At 68.9% G+C, this 15080-nt stretch carries 15 protein-coding genes; 9 read left to right on the top strand and 6 right to left on the bottom strand.

Annotated elements, in window-relative coordinates:
• Positions 1–32: 32 nt before the first annotated feature.
• Both MTF65_RS28100 and MTF65_RS28095 read right to left on the bottom strand, forming a co-directional pair.
• Positions 33–851, bottom strand: a complete 819-nt coding sequence (locus tag MTF65_RS28100; RefSeq protein ID WP_243631779.1) for a Rossmann-like domain-containing protein — start codon at positions 849–851, stop codon at positions 33–35.
• 73 nt (positions 852–924) lie between these two features.
• Positions 925–2757, bottom strand: coding sequence for a radical SAM protein (locus MTF65_RS28095; RefSeq protein ID WP_243631778.1), 1833 nt, complete (start codon positions 2755–2757; stop codon positions 925–927).
• 483 nt (positions 2758–3240) lie between these two features.
• Here MTF65_RS28095 and MTF65_RS28090 point away from each other — a divergent pair, with 483 nt between their 5' ends.
• The 9 genes from MTF65_RS28090 to MTF65_RS28050 all read left to right on the top strand — a co-directional run bounded on the left by MTF65_RS28090 (position 3241) and on the right by MTF65_RS28050 (position 9421).
• A complete protein-coding gene (locus MTF65_RS28090; RefSeq protein ID WP_243631777.1) occupies positions 3241–5175 on the top strand; it encodes an HAD family hydrolase in 1935 nt (644 codons plus the stop codon).
• On the top strand, positions 5172–5411 hold the full coding sequence (locus tag MTF65_RS28085) for an acyl carrier protein (RefSeq protein WP_243631776.1): 240 nt from the start codon (positions 5172–5174) through the stop codon (positions 5409–5411). Before MTF65_RS28090 ends, MTF65_RS28085 begins: the two co-directional genes overlap by 4 nt.
• Positions 5408–6691 (top strand): cation:proton antiporter, encoded by a 1284-nt coding sequence (locus MTF65_RS28080; protein WP_243631775.1) that lies wholly within the window; start codon positions 5408–5410, stop codon positions 6689–6691. Before MTF65_RS28085 ends, MTF65_RS28080 begins: the two co-directional genes overlap by 4 nt.
• 562 nt (positions 6692–7253) lie before the next feature.
• Entirely contained in the window at positions 7254–7541 is a 288-nt protein-coding gene (locus MTF65_RS28075; protein ID WP_243631774.1) for a hypothetical protein, read from the top strand.
• The gene (locus MTF65_RS28070; protein ID WP_243631773.1) at positions 7538–7849 is read left to right on the top strand and encodes a hypothetical protein; all 312 of its coding nucleotides are present in this window, start codon (positions 7538–7540) and stop codon (positions 7847–7849) included. The genes MTF65_RS28075 and MTF65_RS28070 overlap by 4 nt, the downstream gene beginning before the upstream one ends.
• A gap of 63 nt (positions 7850–7912) precedes the next feature.
• Entirely contained in the window at positions 7913–8332 is a 420-nt protein-coding gene (locus MTF65_RS28065) for a hypothetical protein (protein ID WP_243631772.1), read from the top strand.
• Positions 8333–8375: 43 nt separating this feature from the next.
• Positions 8376–8828 (top strand): hypothetical protein, encoded by a 453-nt coding sequence (locus MTF65_RS28060; RefSeq protein WP_243631771.1) that lies wholly within the window; start codon positions 8376–8378, stop codon positions 8826–8828.
• Between the two features lie 16 nt (positions 8829–8844).
• Positions 8845–9135: a hypothetical protein gene (locus MTF65_RS28055; RefSeq protein WP_243631770.1), complete on the top strand. Its 291-nt coding sequence runs from the start codon at positions 8845–8847 to the stop codon at positions 9133–9135.
• 7 nt (positions 9136–9142) lie between these two features.
• On the top strand, positions 9143–9421 hold the full coding sequence (locus MTF65_RS28050; RefSeq protein WP_243631769.1) for a hypothetical protein: 279 nt from the start codon (positions 9143–9145) through the stop codon (positions 9419–9421).
• 123 nt (positions 9422–9544) lie between these two features.
• Here the strand turns inward: MTF65_RS28050 and MTF65_RS28045 are convergent, their stop codons facing one another.
• From MTF65_RS28045 to MTF65_RS28030, 4 genes are all read right to left on the bottom strand, one after another.
• Positions 9545–10195 carry a thymidine kinase gene (locus tag MTF65_RS28045; protein ID WP_243631768.1) on the bottom strand — a complete coding sequence of 217 codons (651 nt, stop codon included), beginning with the start codon at positions 10193–10195 and terminating at the stop codon, positions 9545–9547.
• Between the two features lie 88 nt (positions 10196–10283).
• A complete protein-coding gene (locus MTF65_RS28040) occupies positions 10284–11486 on the bottom strand; it encodes an alkaline phosphatase family protein (RefSeq protein WP_243631767.1) in 1203 nt (400 codons plus the stop codon).
• Positions 11486–12085 (bottom strand): DUF5998 family protein, encoded by a 600-nt coding sequence (locus MTF65_RS28035; protein WP_243631766.1) that lies wholly within the window; start codon positions 12083–12085, stop codon positions 11486–11488. Before MTF65_RS28035 ends, MTF65_RS28040 begins: the two co-directional genes overlap by 1 nt.
• Before the next feature lie 70 nt (positions 12086–12155).
• A complete protein-coding gene (locus MTF65_RS28030; protein ID WP_243631765.1) occupies positions 12156–15065 on the bottom strand; it encodes a bifunctional GNAT family N-acetyltransferase/acetate--CoA ligase family protein in 2910 nt (969 codons plus the stop codon).
• Between the last annotated feature and the right edge of the window lie 15 nt (positions 15066–15080).

Genomic DNA, 15080 nt, shown 5'->3' with positions numbered 1-15080 from the left:
GGAGCGTCATCCCAGGTCAGGGCGAGGCCTGTTCAGCCTCGGAGACGACGGTGGACTTCCAACATCGAAGGCCCCTGGAACAGATACTGGGGCTGCGGCTCGGCTATGACCGCGTCGATTCCAATCGTGCGGCAGTACTCTTCGGCGAAGTGGCAGCCCGATACCGCGAACACCACGAGTTTCGTGTTGTGTTCACGGGCCGTCAGTACCAGTTCTTCCAGTGTCTGACTGGCGAGCGTCTCGCCGCAGACGAGCGCGACATCGCTCTCCGCGACGATCCGCGCGCTTTCGTCACCGGACACCACGGGCACCCCGAGAACCCCGCGCTCGATCAGTTCGGTGTCGAAGTCGCTTGCGGTGATACTGACTTCCTCCTTCTGGAGGAAGTGAATCAAATTGCCCATGACCCCGACCTGGGCAACCCGCCGTCCGCCGACGCGCCTCAGCTGCTCCATCGCCTCACCCACGACGATCTCCGCACGGGCCAACGCCTTCTGGGCCGGTGCACCGTCGATCTGGAGCGTCCTGAACGGATCACGCGGCAGCGCGCCGAAAGCGGCGTCGAGGATGGCGATGTCCTCCGCGACCGTACTGCCGCGCACCTCCCGGGCGTCGCGCCCGATGAGGGAGTCGCTCCACTCCCCGAGGTCCACCGTCCCGAAGTCCGCGTAACAGCAGCCCTGTCGGACCGTTTGCGCCATGACGAAGCTGTACACCATGAAACGCTCGTACTCAGTGGGCTGTGAACGGTAGTCCACGCCCCACAGACTGCGCAGCAGGAAATCCTCGTCCGGAAGTGCCGCGCTCCGCGCGTTCACGATCGAACGCAGCGTGTCAAGAATTTTTTCCATACGGAACGGCTCCCAAATCCCATGTGGGCTCGTTGGTTACTCCTCGACGCCGGTGGCCCCGAGGGGCCAGGCATTACGCGGTGACCGCGACAGGAACCCTTGCATCCGGTTCAGCGGAGTTGCGTATGGAGCCCCATCGCTTGGCCGTGGCCTCATGGATGTACCAGACCTGCTCCTCGCTGAGCCGCAGCGAGACAACGCCGGGGAACGCCTCTTCAAAGAAGGTGTAGGGCGGCCGGTTCTCCACGTCAGGAGAGTGGTAATCGAGCCTCTCCGTCATGCCATGGGCCCTGGTGATCGGCGTGGCCGGGTGGTACGTGAGGATGTTGGGGCTGGCCAGCATCAGCAGACCGTCGTCGATGAGCATGCCGACTTCGGCAACTGTCTCCTCGATGCTGTCCATCGTCTCGCCCTCCAGGCCGAACAGCACCGAACTGCCGACCGGAATCCCCGCGTCCCGGATGCGCTCCAGGGCCATCCGCACCTTGGCCTTCCACGGAAAGTCCTCGATGCGGCGGACGTTCTTGTGCACGTGCTGCATCACGTCGGCCGACATGCTTTCGATGCCCATGTAGAGGTAGGTACAGCCGGCCTCGCGCATGAGGTCGAGCACATCGCGGACGTCCTGCTCCTTGTGCAGGGTCGTCAGCAGGTCAGCCGTTACCTGACAGCCGAACTGGAGGTTCCGCAGACGCTCCCAGTCGCCCTCATCCGTGATCCACTTCCGACATCGCTCGGGCAGCTCTGCCGGCCCGGAGGCCGCCCGGGCCGCCCGCAGCGCCTCACAGAAGGAACGGATCGAGGGGAAGGTGCCGCTCCAGAAGATGGAATCGTCGAAGAAGACCGCTTCCGCGCCATAACTGACGTACTCGCAGATCCGTTCCAGAGCCGCGTCAGCGGGCGACCCGCCGAATCGCTTGAGTCCTCCTGCGAGCACAGCGGACTCGGAGCAGAAGTCGCAGTGGTAGGGGCAGGCATTCGAGACGATCATGTGTGCCGTGCGGGCGGGACTGCCGTCGGACAGCGGGAAGATCGGGAAGCGGGAGCGGACCGCGAATCCGACGTAGGGGGAGGGGAGGTCCGCCAGATCGTACTTGGGGCCGCGCACCGGGAAGGCGTGAGCGGCCTCCGGGAGCACCGCACAGATCAGGGACGACCCGGGTATTCGTTCACCCGCGTCGCCCAGCAGTTCCAGCATGCCGACCACGTCCTCCACCCGGGCCCGGCCGCGGTCGAGATCCATGGCCAGCGCGATGGCTCGCATGAGGATGTCGAGCGCGAAGTAGCCCTCTCCGGAGACCAGGAGGTCGACAACGGGTCCGACCCGGCCGTCGTCCATCGCCCGGAGGGTGCTGCTGTACTCCAGAGCGAGGGTCTTCTTGGCGGGCAAGTACCGCATGGTTTCGTCTATGTGGCGGCCACCGAACACCACCAGGCAGTCCGGGACGATCTCCTTCGCGATCGCAGCCATCTCCAGGGCGTAACGGTGGCCGGGCGAGACCGTACTGACCAGAAAAACCCGGGGGCGCCTGCGTGTCAGCTCGGCGCGGAGATCGGCGCGCGCCTGCTCGTCCCACACCCTGGGATCGAAGACCGTGTGGTCCGGGGTGCTGTCGTTCTCGTCCCAGGCCCGGAGCCCGTGCTCGGCCGTCAGCCGTTGCGCCTTGGTCACCGGAATACCCCAGTCCGGGCACAGGTCCGAGAACGGGGACCCAACCCCCGCACCCTGCCTGGCGGACCGCAGCCCGTTGTCCACGGTGACGCACAACGCCGCGTACAGGCACATGGGGTCGCCGGGGTAGGTGATCTCCCCCTCCACCGAGGTCATCACCGGTGCGAGCGCTGCCAGCACCGGGAAGCGTCGCGCCGCCCACGCGACCGGCGCCGGATCCTGATGAAGGGACATCTCGGCCAGCTGGTCGAGGCGGTGTCTGCGTAGTTCCGTAAGCGCCTTCGCACTAGCCGCATGTGATGGGGCATCAGACGTCGGACCCACAAAACAGGAATGAGTGACGAGTGGCCGCGAAAACATCAGGTTCCTTCCGGTGTACCCGGACGGCCGGCCGACTTATGGCCGGGCCGAATACCGCATCAGGGCAGAGGACAGAGCGACTAGCAGGTGAGTTGAATGCGAAGTTCACCGACTTGGCGCGCGATGGGGACAAAGGCCAAGGCGCGCTAGCGCTTCGACAACCTCGTCACGACCCCAGCCCCCCAATCGCCCTTGCCTGGCTGTGAGTTCCAGTCCCGCGAACCCGCCCCAGTCAACGAGCAGCGGTTTTGGATCTTACATGCATCCGGCCAGAGGGACAGGAGGTGGCCCCCGGAACCGAGCGGCTACGATCATGCGATCGCATCCAGATCATGGCTGTACAACGAGGAGTTACGGGTGAACCCACGGCCCGAAGACACCGGATCCCCATCGGACATGCCGGCAGGCACGCCACTCGACCGCCTGCGCACACTGGCCTCCCAGGGACTCCTGGCTGAGCGGTACGAAACGGCCGCCGGGCTGCTCGCCGAGCTTGCGTCCACGGGTCGCCCGGGCGACCTGACGCGGGCGGGCGCGATCCTCCAGAGACTCGACGCCGACGAGATCGCGCGTCACAACCCGGGCACAGCCGTCGTGTCGGTGGCGATCACCGGCTGGTCCAGCATCGGCGGGCTGTTGGCGCCCCTCGCGGCCGAACTGGCCAGGCATGGCTGGCCAGTTCGGCACCGTGTCAGCGATTTCGGTTCATACCAAAGGGATTTGGGCGATCCCGCAAGTCCGCTCTACGCCGAGAAGCGCGACGCCGTGTTGTGCGTACTCGACGCGGACGCCGTTATCGACCGACTCACCGGGTCTTGGACCGCTTCCGATGTGAAGGCTGCGGCCATCGACTTCACGACGGAACTCGAAGGCCTCGCGGACGCCTTCCTGACTCATGGCTCCGGCCATCTCGTACTCAATACCATCACGATGCCACGTTCGCTGGGACGTCAGTTCATCGACCACGGCTCGCGCACTGAACTCGGCATTGTCTGGCGAGATCTGAATATACGTCTGCTCCGGCTCGCCTCCCGGTCCGACCGCATCGTGGTCATCGACATGGATCCGTTGACAGCCGCCGTCGGCCCACTCAACGACCCCCGGCTCGCCCTCTACGCAAAGATCCGCTTCAGCGATGAGGTGCTTGCCGAATACGCTCGCGAGGTCGGCCACTTGATCCGCGCAATACGCGGGAGATCCAAGAAGGTCCTTGTCCTTGATCTGGACAACACCCTCTGGGACGGGATCCTGGGCGACGACGGCCCTAACGGGATCGCGGCCGCGTCAACCCTGCGCGGCGAAGCGTTCAAAGCCTTCCAGCGGGTCATCCGGCAGATCTCGGCCCAGGGCGTCCTTCTCGCGGTATCCAGCAAGAACGAGCAGAGTTCAGTCCTCGATGTGCTCCGCACCCACCCGGACATGACCCTGCGTGAGTCTGACTTCGTCCAGATCAACGCCAATTGGGAACCGAAGGACGTCAATCTCCGCGACATAGCCGAACGGCTCGACCTGAGCCTGGACAGCTTCACCTTCGTCGACGACTCCCCTGCCGAGTGCGGCCTCGTCGCCTCCGCCCTTCCCCAGGTCGCAGTGGTCCGACTGGACGAGGAGCCGGCCCTGCACATCGACCGTCTGCTCGAGGACGGCTGGTTCACCACCCTCCGGCTGACCGACGAGGACCGCCGCAGGCCCCAGAGCTACCGGGAGCTGAACCAGCGTCGGGAACTGCGTCAGGTGGCGGGGTCGGCCGAGTCCTATCTGCGCCAGCTCGACGTCTCCGTATCGGTGGCTCTCGCCGAGAGTTTTGAGATCGACAGGCTCTCCCAACTCACGCTACGCACCAATCAGTTCAACCTGACGGGCGAGCGTCTGGCGGCCGATCAGGTCAGGGACAGGATCCAGGACCCCAGCTCGCTCGTGGTGTCCGTCCGGTCCTCCGACCGGTTTGGGGACAACGGACTGGTCGCCGCGATCTTCGCCCGCCGGACGGACACCACTCTCCACGTGGAGAACATGCTCCTGAGCTGCCGGGTGTTCGACAGGGGCATCGAGAGCGCGGTCATGGTGTCACTTCTGGAACATGCGCGCGCGAGCGGTCTCACCGCGGTGACCGGAAACTTCATTGGCACCGACCGGAATCGCCGGTTCGCCGGCTTCTACGAGTCACTGCGCTTCGCTCCGATCGCCGATGGCAGCACTGAGGCATCCTCCCGGTTCCGTCACACACTCGACTCGATCCCGGCCCTTCCCGAGCACCTCACGCTCGACAGCAACTACAAGGAGTCTTCTTGATCAGCCGTTCCGCCTTCCTGGAGATCGTCCGTGACGAACTCCAGCTGCCCCTCGCCGAGAGTGAACTCGTCACCGAATTCGATCAGTTCGTGCACTGGGAATCCCTTCAGGTCCTGCGTCTGGTGATGGCGCTGGAACGCGAGACGGGCACGCGTCTGCCGGTGAGCGAGCTGATTACGGAACAATCCCTGGAGGGGATCTACCAGCGCGTTATAGAAGCGGAGAACCGACAATGACCGCATCCCAGACGGTTCTCCTCTTTCTGGATCTCGCCCTGATTCTGGGTCTCGCCCGCGCACTGGGTGCGCTGGCCCGCAAGATCGGCCAGCCCTCCGTCGTCGGCGAAATCTTCGCGGGGGTCCTGCTCGGCCCCACCCTCTTCGGCAGTCACCTCTCCGGTGTGATCTTTCCCGCCGAAGTGCGCCCCCTGCTCAGTGCCCTCGCCGGCGTAGGCGTCGCCCTCTTCATGTTCGTCGTCGGCGTGGAACTCGACCTCGGGATCCTGCGAGGAGGCGGGCGCGTCACCCTGTGGGCGTCCCTCTGCTCCACCGCACTGCCGCTCGCTCTGGGCGCCGCGCTGGCCCTGTTCCTGATACCCACCGGGCAGAAGGACTCGCCCACCGGTTTCGTCCTCTTCTTCGCGGTCGCCATGTCGGTGACGGCTTTCCCGGTCCTGGCACGCATCATCGCCGACCGGAAGCTCGCCAACACCACACTGGGCACCACCGCACTGGCCTGCGCCGCCATCGCCGATCTGCTGGCCTGGTCCCTCCTCGCGATCGTGGTCGCGATCGCCACCGGTGAGGAGTTCCACTGGCGCCTGGTCCTGCTGGTGCCCTTCGTCGCACTCATGATTCTCGCGGTACGCCCGCTCCTCCTGTGGGCGAGTCGCTTCGGCTCCGGCAACGAGCCCGGCGGCCAGGGCGGCAGCCGCAACTTCCTGGCCATCGTGCTCGGCGGGCTGCTGGTCTCGGCCGCCTTCACCGAATGGCTGGGCCTGCACTACATCTTCGGCGCCTTCCTCTTCGGCGCCGTCATGCCGCGCGGCAGAGGCGGGAAACTCCGTAGCGGCGTCCTCGACCGCGTCGAGCCGCTGTGCGGCCTGCTGCTGCTCCCCGTGTACTTCGTCTTGTCCGGGCTCAAGGTCGACCTGTCCCACCTGAGCGGGTCAGACCTCGGCCAGCTCGCCGCCATTCTGAGCGTCGCCATCACCGGCAAGTTCCTCGGCGCCTACATCGGCGCCCGGATCGGAGGCCTCGACAGCCGCGGCTCCGCCGCACTCGGAACGCTTCTCAACACGCGCGGGCTCACCGAGCTCGTAGTTCTCGGTGTGGGCCTCGAACTCGGCGTTCTCGACAGCAAGCTCTACTCGCTCATGGTCGTCATGGCCATCACCACCACGTCCCTCACCGGCCCGCTACTCGCCTGGATCCGGCCCAGCCTGGGCAAGGACCCCGAGCTCCCGGACCTCGGCCCCGCCCCCATCCGCGACGACCACACCACCCCCATCTCGTAACGCGCCATTCTCGGTTGGCCGATGCCCATCGGGGCGGTCTGTACGGTCAACGGATCTTGCTCAGGAAGTGAGCCAGATCTGTTGACCGTACAGACCCGGACGATGCCCCCGCAGTCGTGCCGCGCGCACCGGCATTCCTCGCCAACTCGGGGTCCACCACCCCGTGCTGGACCATCACCGACCCCGAGTCGACGGCACCCCGCACACGGGCAGGCCATGACCAGTTCGATCAAGCACTGCAAGCCCGGGAAGGGTTTGCTATGTCACCGCCTCCGCCGACCGTGGCCTCGGCTCGCCCGCACCAACTGGCGTAGAGACTCGGCATTGGCTCCCAGTCCTTCGCGACGAGTTGACGGTCCGTCCACTAGACCGCACCAGGTCGGCCGCGTCCCGCTTGAACTCCTCCGAATACCGGGCAACGCCCACCAGAACACCTCCGCCTCGGATCCCGCCATCCGATCGGCCAACCCAAGCCTCCCCACCTCACATGCGGTGGGCTTCAATAGGCGCGGTGCTACAAGCGCCCCTTGATCATCGCTTCATCCGCCAGCGGGGAGAGTCTGTGCTCTTCAAGCCCGCCAGGGCGATACGGACCGGGATGGGTTACAACGGCCCCCTCATCCGATGCGCCACCACCAAGGAGCACTCACGGATCGTGGCGCACGCCGGAGCATCCGCCCACAGCGACCGCGTCCACATCCTGGAGAGCTCGGACGGCCGCACGGACTACGTGATCTCCGCGGCGGTCGGCTGGGCCACCGGCAACGAAGATTCTGGCGCCCCAAGCAGCCTCGCCTTCTTCTTCGGAGCCTCCGATCCGGCGCGCATCCTACCGACGGACGCGTCGTGACCAACCTCCCTCAGAAGCTCACCACTTGGCTGACCGAGCACGCGGCGGATCTCCAAACAGAAGGGATCAACTGCGACCTCGGCAGGTCACCGGACGACGGCCGCAGCAAGGCCAGCACCTGGCTGACTCTGGAGTCCGAGACCCGCCTGGCCACGATCACGGTCTGGGACAGCGGCGAAGCAGAACTGGACTACGCCGACGTCGCACGCGGGCAGGCCCACCCTGAGCATCGTGACCTACGAACCCAACTGGATGTCGCCGACGCAGTGGCGGCGCTCCTGGAGTGGGTGGAACTGCCGACGGGTTGAACCAGCCCCGATCGTGATCTACCGCGCACTCCGCCAAGTTTCCAACCCCTGTGGGAAGTCTGTATGCCTCGCCGCTCACCGGGCGAGATCCGAGGTCAACTCCGCCTGCACCACCGGCGACCCGGCACGCCGGCCGTGATCCGCGGGCTCTCACCCTCGGCGAACCGTGAGATCGCTCAGTTCGAGCGCCGCCACGCTCTGCCCCAGGGCGAGGTCGCCCACGCCGTCCACTACTGGAGCCGTCCCAAGCGTCGGCCTCCGTCCCATCTCTTTGATCCCTACTACGCCGACCGGCACGACGACTGGTATCAGGGCGACTGCCACCCCCGGACCTTGATCGAGCACGCGCTCCGAACTCTTCGTAAGCGGGCCCGCCGAAGACTTCTCAGCCTCGTCGCACCACACGACGCGCGCGTGCTCACCGGCACCCTGAACAACCCCTTCGCCCCGGTCCATCTGCCCTGGTGGGAAAGGCGGCTGTGAAACAGAGGCGACGGAGCATACTTCCGCCAGGCAGAATCCCGGCATGTCCACAGACGTGAGCGGAATGATCGAGTGCAGGCCGGGCGCCCGCATCTGGGGCCCGGACGACGAGGACTCCGTGTGGCAGGTCGGCATCGATCTCTTCCTCCTCAACAACGGCAACGCCTACGACGCCCTCGCTTGCCTCTTCGGGGTACGCAACACCTTCGGGTTCCGGCCCCTGACTGAGGGCCGCGGCATACCGGATGACGCGTCCGAGGGACTGCTCGCCGACTTCGCCTCGTACGGTGGCCCCCCTGACGTCCATGGGACTACGTGGATCACCTGGGCCGAGCCGGCCTCCGCAGACTGGCAGGAGACCGATCACTCCGGTACACGCGGCCGACAGTCGGTCGCGGGAGACGAAACGCACTGGGGCCCGGTCTGGACCGTGATGCGGACCCTCGGCGAGCTCCACGGCCCGGAGAACGTCCGCCTCGTCGTCTGGTTCCACTGACATGAAGCCACACGGGATGACTCCGGAACGCTGGAACCACGTACGCGAGCTCACCGAGGAGTGCCGCCCGCTGCTCGCCACGGCTGAAGGCATGGACGCCGTACAGCACTTCCTCGGCCAGCGCCGAGTATGGGTTCTGGACGCCATCCTCGTCACCCGGGAACTGCTGGGGGCTGGCCCGCACTCGCTGGCCGAGGCCAAGACCATCGTGCTGAGCAGTGCCGCACGACGTCCGGAGGTCCAGGCCCATGACCAGGTGGTGGCCGCTGTGGAGCTCCGCGCAGCCAATGAGGAGCCCAGGCGATGATGGACCGATGAGGCGATGGTTCCGCAGCTACTGGGACGAAGAAGACACCTGGTTCTACTTCGAGATCGGCGACGACGGGTGGGTGACCAGGCAGGTCGAGCTCCAAGGGGCTGAGCTGCGGCCCATCGCCGCCGCCCGGGACACGGACTCCGACACTTGGTACGGCATCACCGCCGAGTCACCGGTGTCGGAGTGGGACGGCTACGTGCCGGAACGGCTCACGGCGGAGCAGTTCGAGAGCGTCTGGCTCTCGGCTCGACATCAGCTCTCAGCACGCCGCACCTGAGCTGAAGCACCCCTCGGAGCATCGAACAGGAGCTGAACTACGCCGACCAGCCCCACCCGCAATCACGGCATGCAGGCACTCTCCCTTGGATAGCCGCTGCTGACCGGGCACCGAGGAGGACGGTCAGGCGTGGTTGACCGGGAGGACGTCCGGGGAGAGGGCGCCTGCGTGGGCCGCGGCCGAGGTCATCCGCTTGCGGTGGTGGCGGCGGCAGAGGACCTCGTAACCGATCTCCTCCGCCGGACGGTTGACGTCGCCGACGACGACCTGGGCGCCCTCCACCACCATCTCGCCATCTATCGTACGGGCGTTGTGGGTGGCGCGGGCGCCGCACCAGCACAGGGCCTCGACCTGGAGCTGATCGATGCGGTCGGCGAGTTCGATGAGGCGCTGCGAGCCGGGGAAGAGCTTCGTGCGGAAGTCCGTCGTGATGCCGAAGGCGAAGACGTCCATGTCGAGGTCGTCCACGATGCGCGCCAACTGGTCGATCTGCTCCGGGGCCAGGAACTGGGCCTCGTCCACGATCACGTAGTCCGCCTTGCCGCCCGCCGAGAGCTGGCCGACGAGGTACGCGTACAGGTCCATGCCCTCACCGGCCTCGACCGCCTCCGTCACCAGACCGAGGCGGGAGGAGAGCTTGCCCTCGCCCGCCCGGTCGTCGCGGGTGAAGATCACGCCCTGGAGGCCGCGCGCCGACCGGTTGTGCCCGATCTGGAGGGCCAGCGTACTCTTCCCGCAATCCATGGTGCCGGAGAAAAATACCAATTCGGGCATGGGGAGAACGGGACCTTTCGGGTCGTACGCAGTCGGGTGCAGCGCGGAAGGGACTGGCGAAGCTGGAGGAGTTGGCGGAGCTGGAGGGTCAGGAGCGGACTTCGAGCAGCGGGACCAGCTGCTCGGCCGCGGTCATGGAGCCGTGCATTCCGGCGAGCGCCGATTCGTTGGGCTCCTTGCGCGACGCGGTGATCGCGACATCCGCGTGGGCCGCCGCGACGACGTCCCCGATCCGCCCGAGCACCCGCTCGTCGCACTCCCCCGGCGTCCCGAACCAGCCCAGTTCCAGGGCCTCTTCGCGGCTCGCGACCCAGAACCGGTCGCCGAGCACCTCACGCCACACGGTCAGTACGTCGGTCTCCGCGCCCGGCACCGCGTACACGTGCCGCGCCCGGCCCTCGCCGCCGAGCAGGGCGACGCCCGCGCCCAGCTCCCAGTCCTCGTCGAAGTCGATCCGCGCGTCCTCGTCGAAGGGGATGTCGACCATGCCGTGGTCGGAGGTCACGTACAGCGCGGTGCGCGGCGGCAGCTGCTCCGCGAGCCGCCGCACCAGGCGGTCGACGTGCATCAGCTGGCCGCGCCAGGCGTCGGAGTCCACGCCGTGCCGGTGGCCGGCTCCGTCGAGTTCGCTGTAGTACGTGTACACGAGCGAGCGTTCCCCGGCGGCGAGCTGGATCGCCGCGAGGTCCATCCGCTCCTCGCCGGTCATCCGGCCGTGGAAGGTGCCGCCGCTCAGCGCGATCTTGGTGAGCGGGGTGGACTGGAAGGCGGGCGCGGACACCTGGGCGGTGTGCACCCCGGCCGCGTCCGCGAGCTGGAACACCGTCGGGTACGGCTGCCAGGGCTTCGGCGCGGTCCACGGCTGCCAGCGGAGCTGGTTCATCAGCTCGCCGGAGGCCGGGTTGCGCACCGTATAGCCGGGCAGGCCGTGGCGGGAGGGCGGCAGGCCGGTGCCGACGGAGGCCAGCGAGGTGGCGGTGGTCGCCGGGAAACCCGAGGTGATCGGGAGGCCGGTGCCGCCGCGCGAGCTGCCGAGCAGGGAGGCCAGGTACGGGGCCTCGTCCGGGTGGGCCTTGAGCTGCTCCCAGCCCATGCCGTCGATCAGGAACACGCAGTTGCGGTCGGCGGGGCTCAGCTCGGCGATCGTGGCGGTGCAGCCGGCTACGCCCTGGCCGGCCACGAGGGTCGGCAGCAGGTCGGCGAGCGAGCCGGTGCCGTACTGGGGGACGGGGGCCCCGGTGAGGTCGAGGAGCTCCGGTTCGTCCCAGTTCGCCGGGGCGGTGTAGGACATCAGCGGGCGGTGGCGGCGGACGTGGCCGCGGTGGCCTCGGAGAGCGACTGCGCGAAGAGGAGGGTCTGGCGGACGGCCTCGGGGCCGTCGCCCGCCTCGCTCACCCGCAGGCTGAGGTCGTCGGCGGTGGAGTTGCCGGTGTAGCCGTGGTCGGAGTCGCAGTTCGGGTCGCCGCAGGCGGCCGGCTCCAGGTCGATGCGCGAGACCGCGCCCCAGCCGATGGTCAGGACGACCTCGCGGGGCAGGGTGCCGGGGGTGTACGACTCCGGGTTGGCGACGACGCGGCTGAGCACCACGGAGGAGATGCTGGCGATCTTGACCGACTCGGTGGACGTGGTCGCGTACGGGGAAGGGGACCCGGCGTCGGCGGCCTGCTCGTCGGTGTGGCTCACGATGAACCGGTTGCCGGTGAGGACCAGGACGGTGACGTGCCGGCGGACCTCGTTGGAGTCGAAGGTGGTCTCCTGGTGGACCAGGTACGACGAGATCGGCTCGCCGCCGACCGCGGCCTCCACGGCCTCGGCCACGAGGGCTGGGTAGTAGCCGCTGCGCTCGATCGCCGCGCGCAGCCCCTGGGTCGTCGTACCGGATTTCGCCATGAGGTCCATCCTAAGGCCCGTCCGGGGCACCCCGGGCTCGCCCCGAGACCGCTTGGTGACTCGAGACCGCTCAGTAACTGGGGAGCGTGCGCGGGCCGAGGTCCGTGCGGGCCGGCGGGTGGGCGACGCTGACCGTGGCACTCAGTACGGAGAGCCCCTCGGTGGCGACGACGACGGGCTCCAGGGACACCCCGACCACCTCGGGGTGGTCGTCGACGAGGCGGGAGAGCCGCAGGAGCAGATCCTCCAGGGCAGGGGTGTCCACGGGTTCGCTGCCGCGCCAGCCGAAGAGCAGGGGCGCGGTGCGGATGGAGCGGATCAGGGCGGCCACGTCGCGGTCGGTGGCCGGGACCAGGCGGTGGGCGGTGTCGCCGAGCAGCTCGGAGGCGACACCGGCGAGCCCGAAGGAGAGGACGGCGCCCGCGGCGGGGTCGATGACGGAACGGACGACGGTGTCGACCCCGCGGGGGACCATGGCCTGCACGACCGGCTGGAGCTCGGCCGGCGTACCGAGCGACTCGGCGAGCTCTTCGTAGGACCTCCGCAGCTCGGCCTCGGTGGTCAGGTCCAGCCGTACGCCGCCCAGGTCCGCGCGGTGGCGCAGGTGCGGGGCGGTGGTCTTGAGGGCCACGGGGTAGCCGAGGATCTCGGCCGCCCGCGCGGCTGCCCCGGCGGTGGGGGCGGGGAGGGTGCGCAGGACCCGGATCCCGTAGCGCCCGAGGAGCACGCGCGCGTCGGCGTCGTCCAGGATCAGCACGTCGGCCTCCGCGACGCCGGCCAGCAGGCGGGCGAGCTGGGCGGCGGCCCCGCTCTCGTCGATGTCCTCGTACTCGGGGACCTGGCCGGCGTCGGCGTTGACCCGGCGCCACTGGCCGTACCGGACGGCCTCGGCGACGGCGCGTACGGCGCGCTCGGCCGCGGGGTACGTGGGGATCCGGCGCTCCTGCCCGGCGCCGGAGGGGGGCGGGGGCGTCGGGGCCGCCGGGGTCGGTGTCGAGGCCGGAGCCGCCACCGGCGCCGGCGGGGACGTCGGAGTCGGCGCGGACGCGGGCTTCGGCGCGGGCGCCGACGCCGGCGTCACCGTCGGCGGGACGGCGGCGGCCGGCGGGCCGGGGGGCTGCGCGAGGCCCCACGCGGCGGGCCCGGCCGGGGCGGCCCCCGGGGAGAGGGCGTCGGCGAGGGCGCCGAGTTCCACGTGCACCACCGCCACCGGCTTGCCGGGGTGCTCGGCCACCGCCTCCCGCAGCGCGTCGGCCAGGTCGTCGGCCAGCGCGTACTCGCTCACGCCCGGGATCGCCGTCACGATGACCGCGTCGTTGGTGTCGGCGGCGAGCGCGGCGCTCAGCGCGGCCCTGAAGTCCTCGGGGGAGGCGTCCGTCGTCAGGTCGAGCGGGGCCGACGGCCGCAACCGCTCCGTCAGGCAGGCGTCGTACGCCAGCACCCCCAACGACTCCGAGTTCCCGAGGATCGCCACCCGCGGCCCCGCCGGCAGCGGCTGCGAGGCCAGCAGCAGCCCCACGTCCACGAGCTCCGTGACCGTGTCGACCCGGATGACCCCCGCCTGCCGCAGCAGCGCCGAGACGGTGCCGTCCGACAGCCGGGTCCCGGGGACCACGTGCCCGGCCGGGGTGTGGCGGCCGCCCTTCGCCACCACCACCGGCTTCACCACCGCCGTCCGGCGGGCGAGCCGGGTGAACTTCCGGGGGTTGCCCAGGGTTTCCAGGTACAGCAGCGCGACGTCCGTCGCCTCGTCCTCGTACCAGTACTGGAGGATGTCGTTTCCCGAGACGTCCGCCCGGTTGCCCGCCGAGACGAAGGAGGACAGCCCCTCGCCGCGCCGGACCAGCGCGGAGAGCAGCGCGATGCCGATCGCCCCGGACTGGGTGAACAGCCCGATCCGGCCGCGGGCCGGCGCGGGGGCCGGGGCCAGCGAGGCGTTGAGCTCCACCTCCGGGGCCGTGTTGATCACCCCGAACGCGTTCGGGCCGATCAGCCGCATCCCGTACGACCGTGCCAGCCGGACGAGTTCGCGCTGCCGAGCCGTTCCCTCCGGTCCGCTCTCCCCGTATCCGGCGGACAGTACGACGAGCCCCTGCACCCCGTGCTCACCACATGCCGCGACCACCTCGGGGACCCGCTCGGCGGGGACGGCGATCACGGCCAGGTCGACCGGGGCTCCGATGTCCGCGAGCGCGCGGTAGGCCCGTACGCCGTCCAGCAGATCGGCGGAGACCAGCTCGTTGACCGCGTAGAGGTGCCCGTGGAAGCCGCTGTCGCGCAGGTTGCGCAGGACCGCCGCGCCGACGCCCGCGCCGGAGCGGCTGACTCCGATCACCGCCACCGAGCCGGGGGCCAGCAGGCGCTGCACGGAGCGGGCCTCGGCGCGCTGCTCACGGGCGCGCTGCACGGCGAGGGACTCGGCGGTGGGTTCGAGGTCGAGCGTGAGGTGGACGGAGCCGTCCTCGAAGCTGCGCTTCTGCTGGTAGCCGACATCCGTGAAGACTTTGATCATCTTGCTGTTGGCGGGCAGCACTTCGGCGGCGAACCGCCGGATGCCGCGCTCGCGGGCCACCGCACCGATGTGTTCGAGCAGGGCGGAGGCCACGCCGCGGCCCTGGTGGGCGTCCTGGACGAGGAACGCGACCTCGGCCTCGTCGGCGGGCGCGGAGGCCGGCCGGCCGTCGGCGCCGATCCGGTCGTAGCGGACGGTGCCGATGAACTCTCCGCCGATGGTGGCCGCGAGGCCGACCCGGTCCACGTAGTCGTGGTGCGTGAAGCGGTGCACGTCGCGGTCGGAGAGCCGCGGATAGGGGGCGAAGAACCGGTAGTACTTCGACTCGTCGGAGACCTGCTCGTAGAAGCTGACCAGCCGGTCCGCGTCCTCGGTGGTGATCGGCCGGATACGGGCCGTGCCGCCGTCGCGCAGCACCACGTCCGCTTCCCAGTGGGCCGGGTACGAAGGGTCCGACTCGGTCGTCATGGGGGTCACCTTAAG

Origin of the sequence: Streptomyces sp. APSN-46.1 (assembly GCF_022815725.1) — a bacterium.
GTDB lineage: Bacteria > Actinomycetota > Actinomycetes > Streptomycetales > Streptomycetaceae > Streptomyces.
This window is presented reverse-complemented; position numbering and strand designations above follow the sequence as displayed.

Coding starts and splice junctions, on each gene's coding strand:
- MTF65_RS28100 (WP_243631779.1), bottom strand. CDS start 851: ATGGAAAAAATTCTTGACACGCTGCGTTCGATCGTGAACGCGCGGAGC.
- MTF65_RS28095 (WP_243631778.1), bottom strand. CDS start 2,757: ATGTCCCTTCATCAGGATCCGGCGCCGGTCGCGTGGGCGGCGCGACGC.
- MTF65_RS28080 (WP_243631775.1), top strand. CDS start 5,408: ATGACCGCATCCCAGACGGTTCTCCTCTTTCTGGATCTCGCCCTGATT.
- MTF65_RS28065 (WP_243631772.1), top strand. CDS start 7,913: ATGCCTCGCCGCTCACCGGGCGAGATCCGAGGTCAACTCCGCCTGCAC.
- MTF65_RS28060 (WP_243631771.1), top strand. CDS start 8,376: ATGTCCACAGACGTGAGCGGAATGATCGAGTGCAGGCCGGGCGCCCGC.
- MTF65_RS28055 (WP_243631770.1), top strand. CDS start 8,845: ATGACTCCGGAACGCTGGAACCACGTACGCGAGCTCACCGAGGAGTGC.
- MTF65_RS28050 (WP_243631769.1), top strand. CDS start 9,143: ATGAGGCGATGGTTCCGCAGCTACTGGGACGAAGAAGACACCTGGTTC.
- MTF65_RS28045 (WP_243631768.1), bottom strand. CDS start 10,195: ATGCCCGAATTGGTATTTTTCTCCGGCACCATGGATTGCGGGAAGAGT.
- MTF65_RS28040 (WP_243631767.1), bottom strand. CDS start 11,486: ATGTCCTACACCGCCCCGGCGAACTGGGACGAACCGGAGCTCCTCGAC.
- MTF65_RS28035 (WP_243631766.1), bottom strand. CDS start 12,085: ATGGCGAAATCCGGTACGACGACCCAGGGGCTGCGCGCGGCGATCGAG.
- MTF65_RS28030 (WP_243631765.1), bottom strand. CDS start 15,065: ATGACGACCGAGTCGGACCCTTCGTACCCGGCCCACTGGGAAGCGGAC.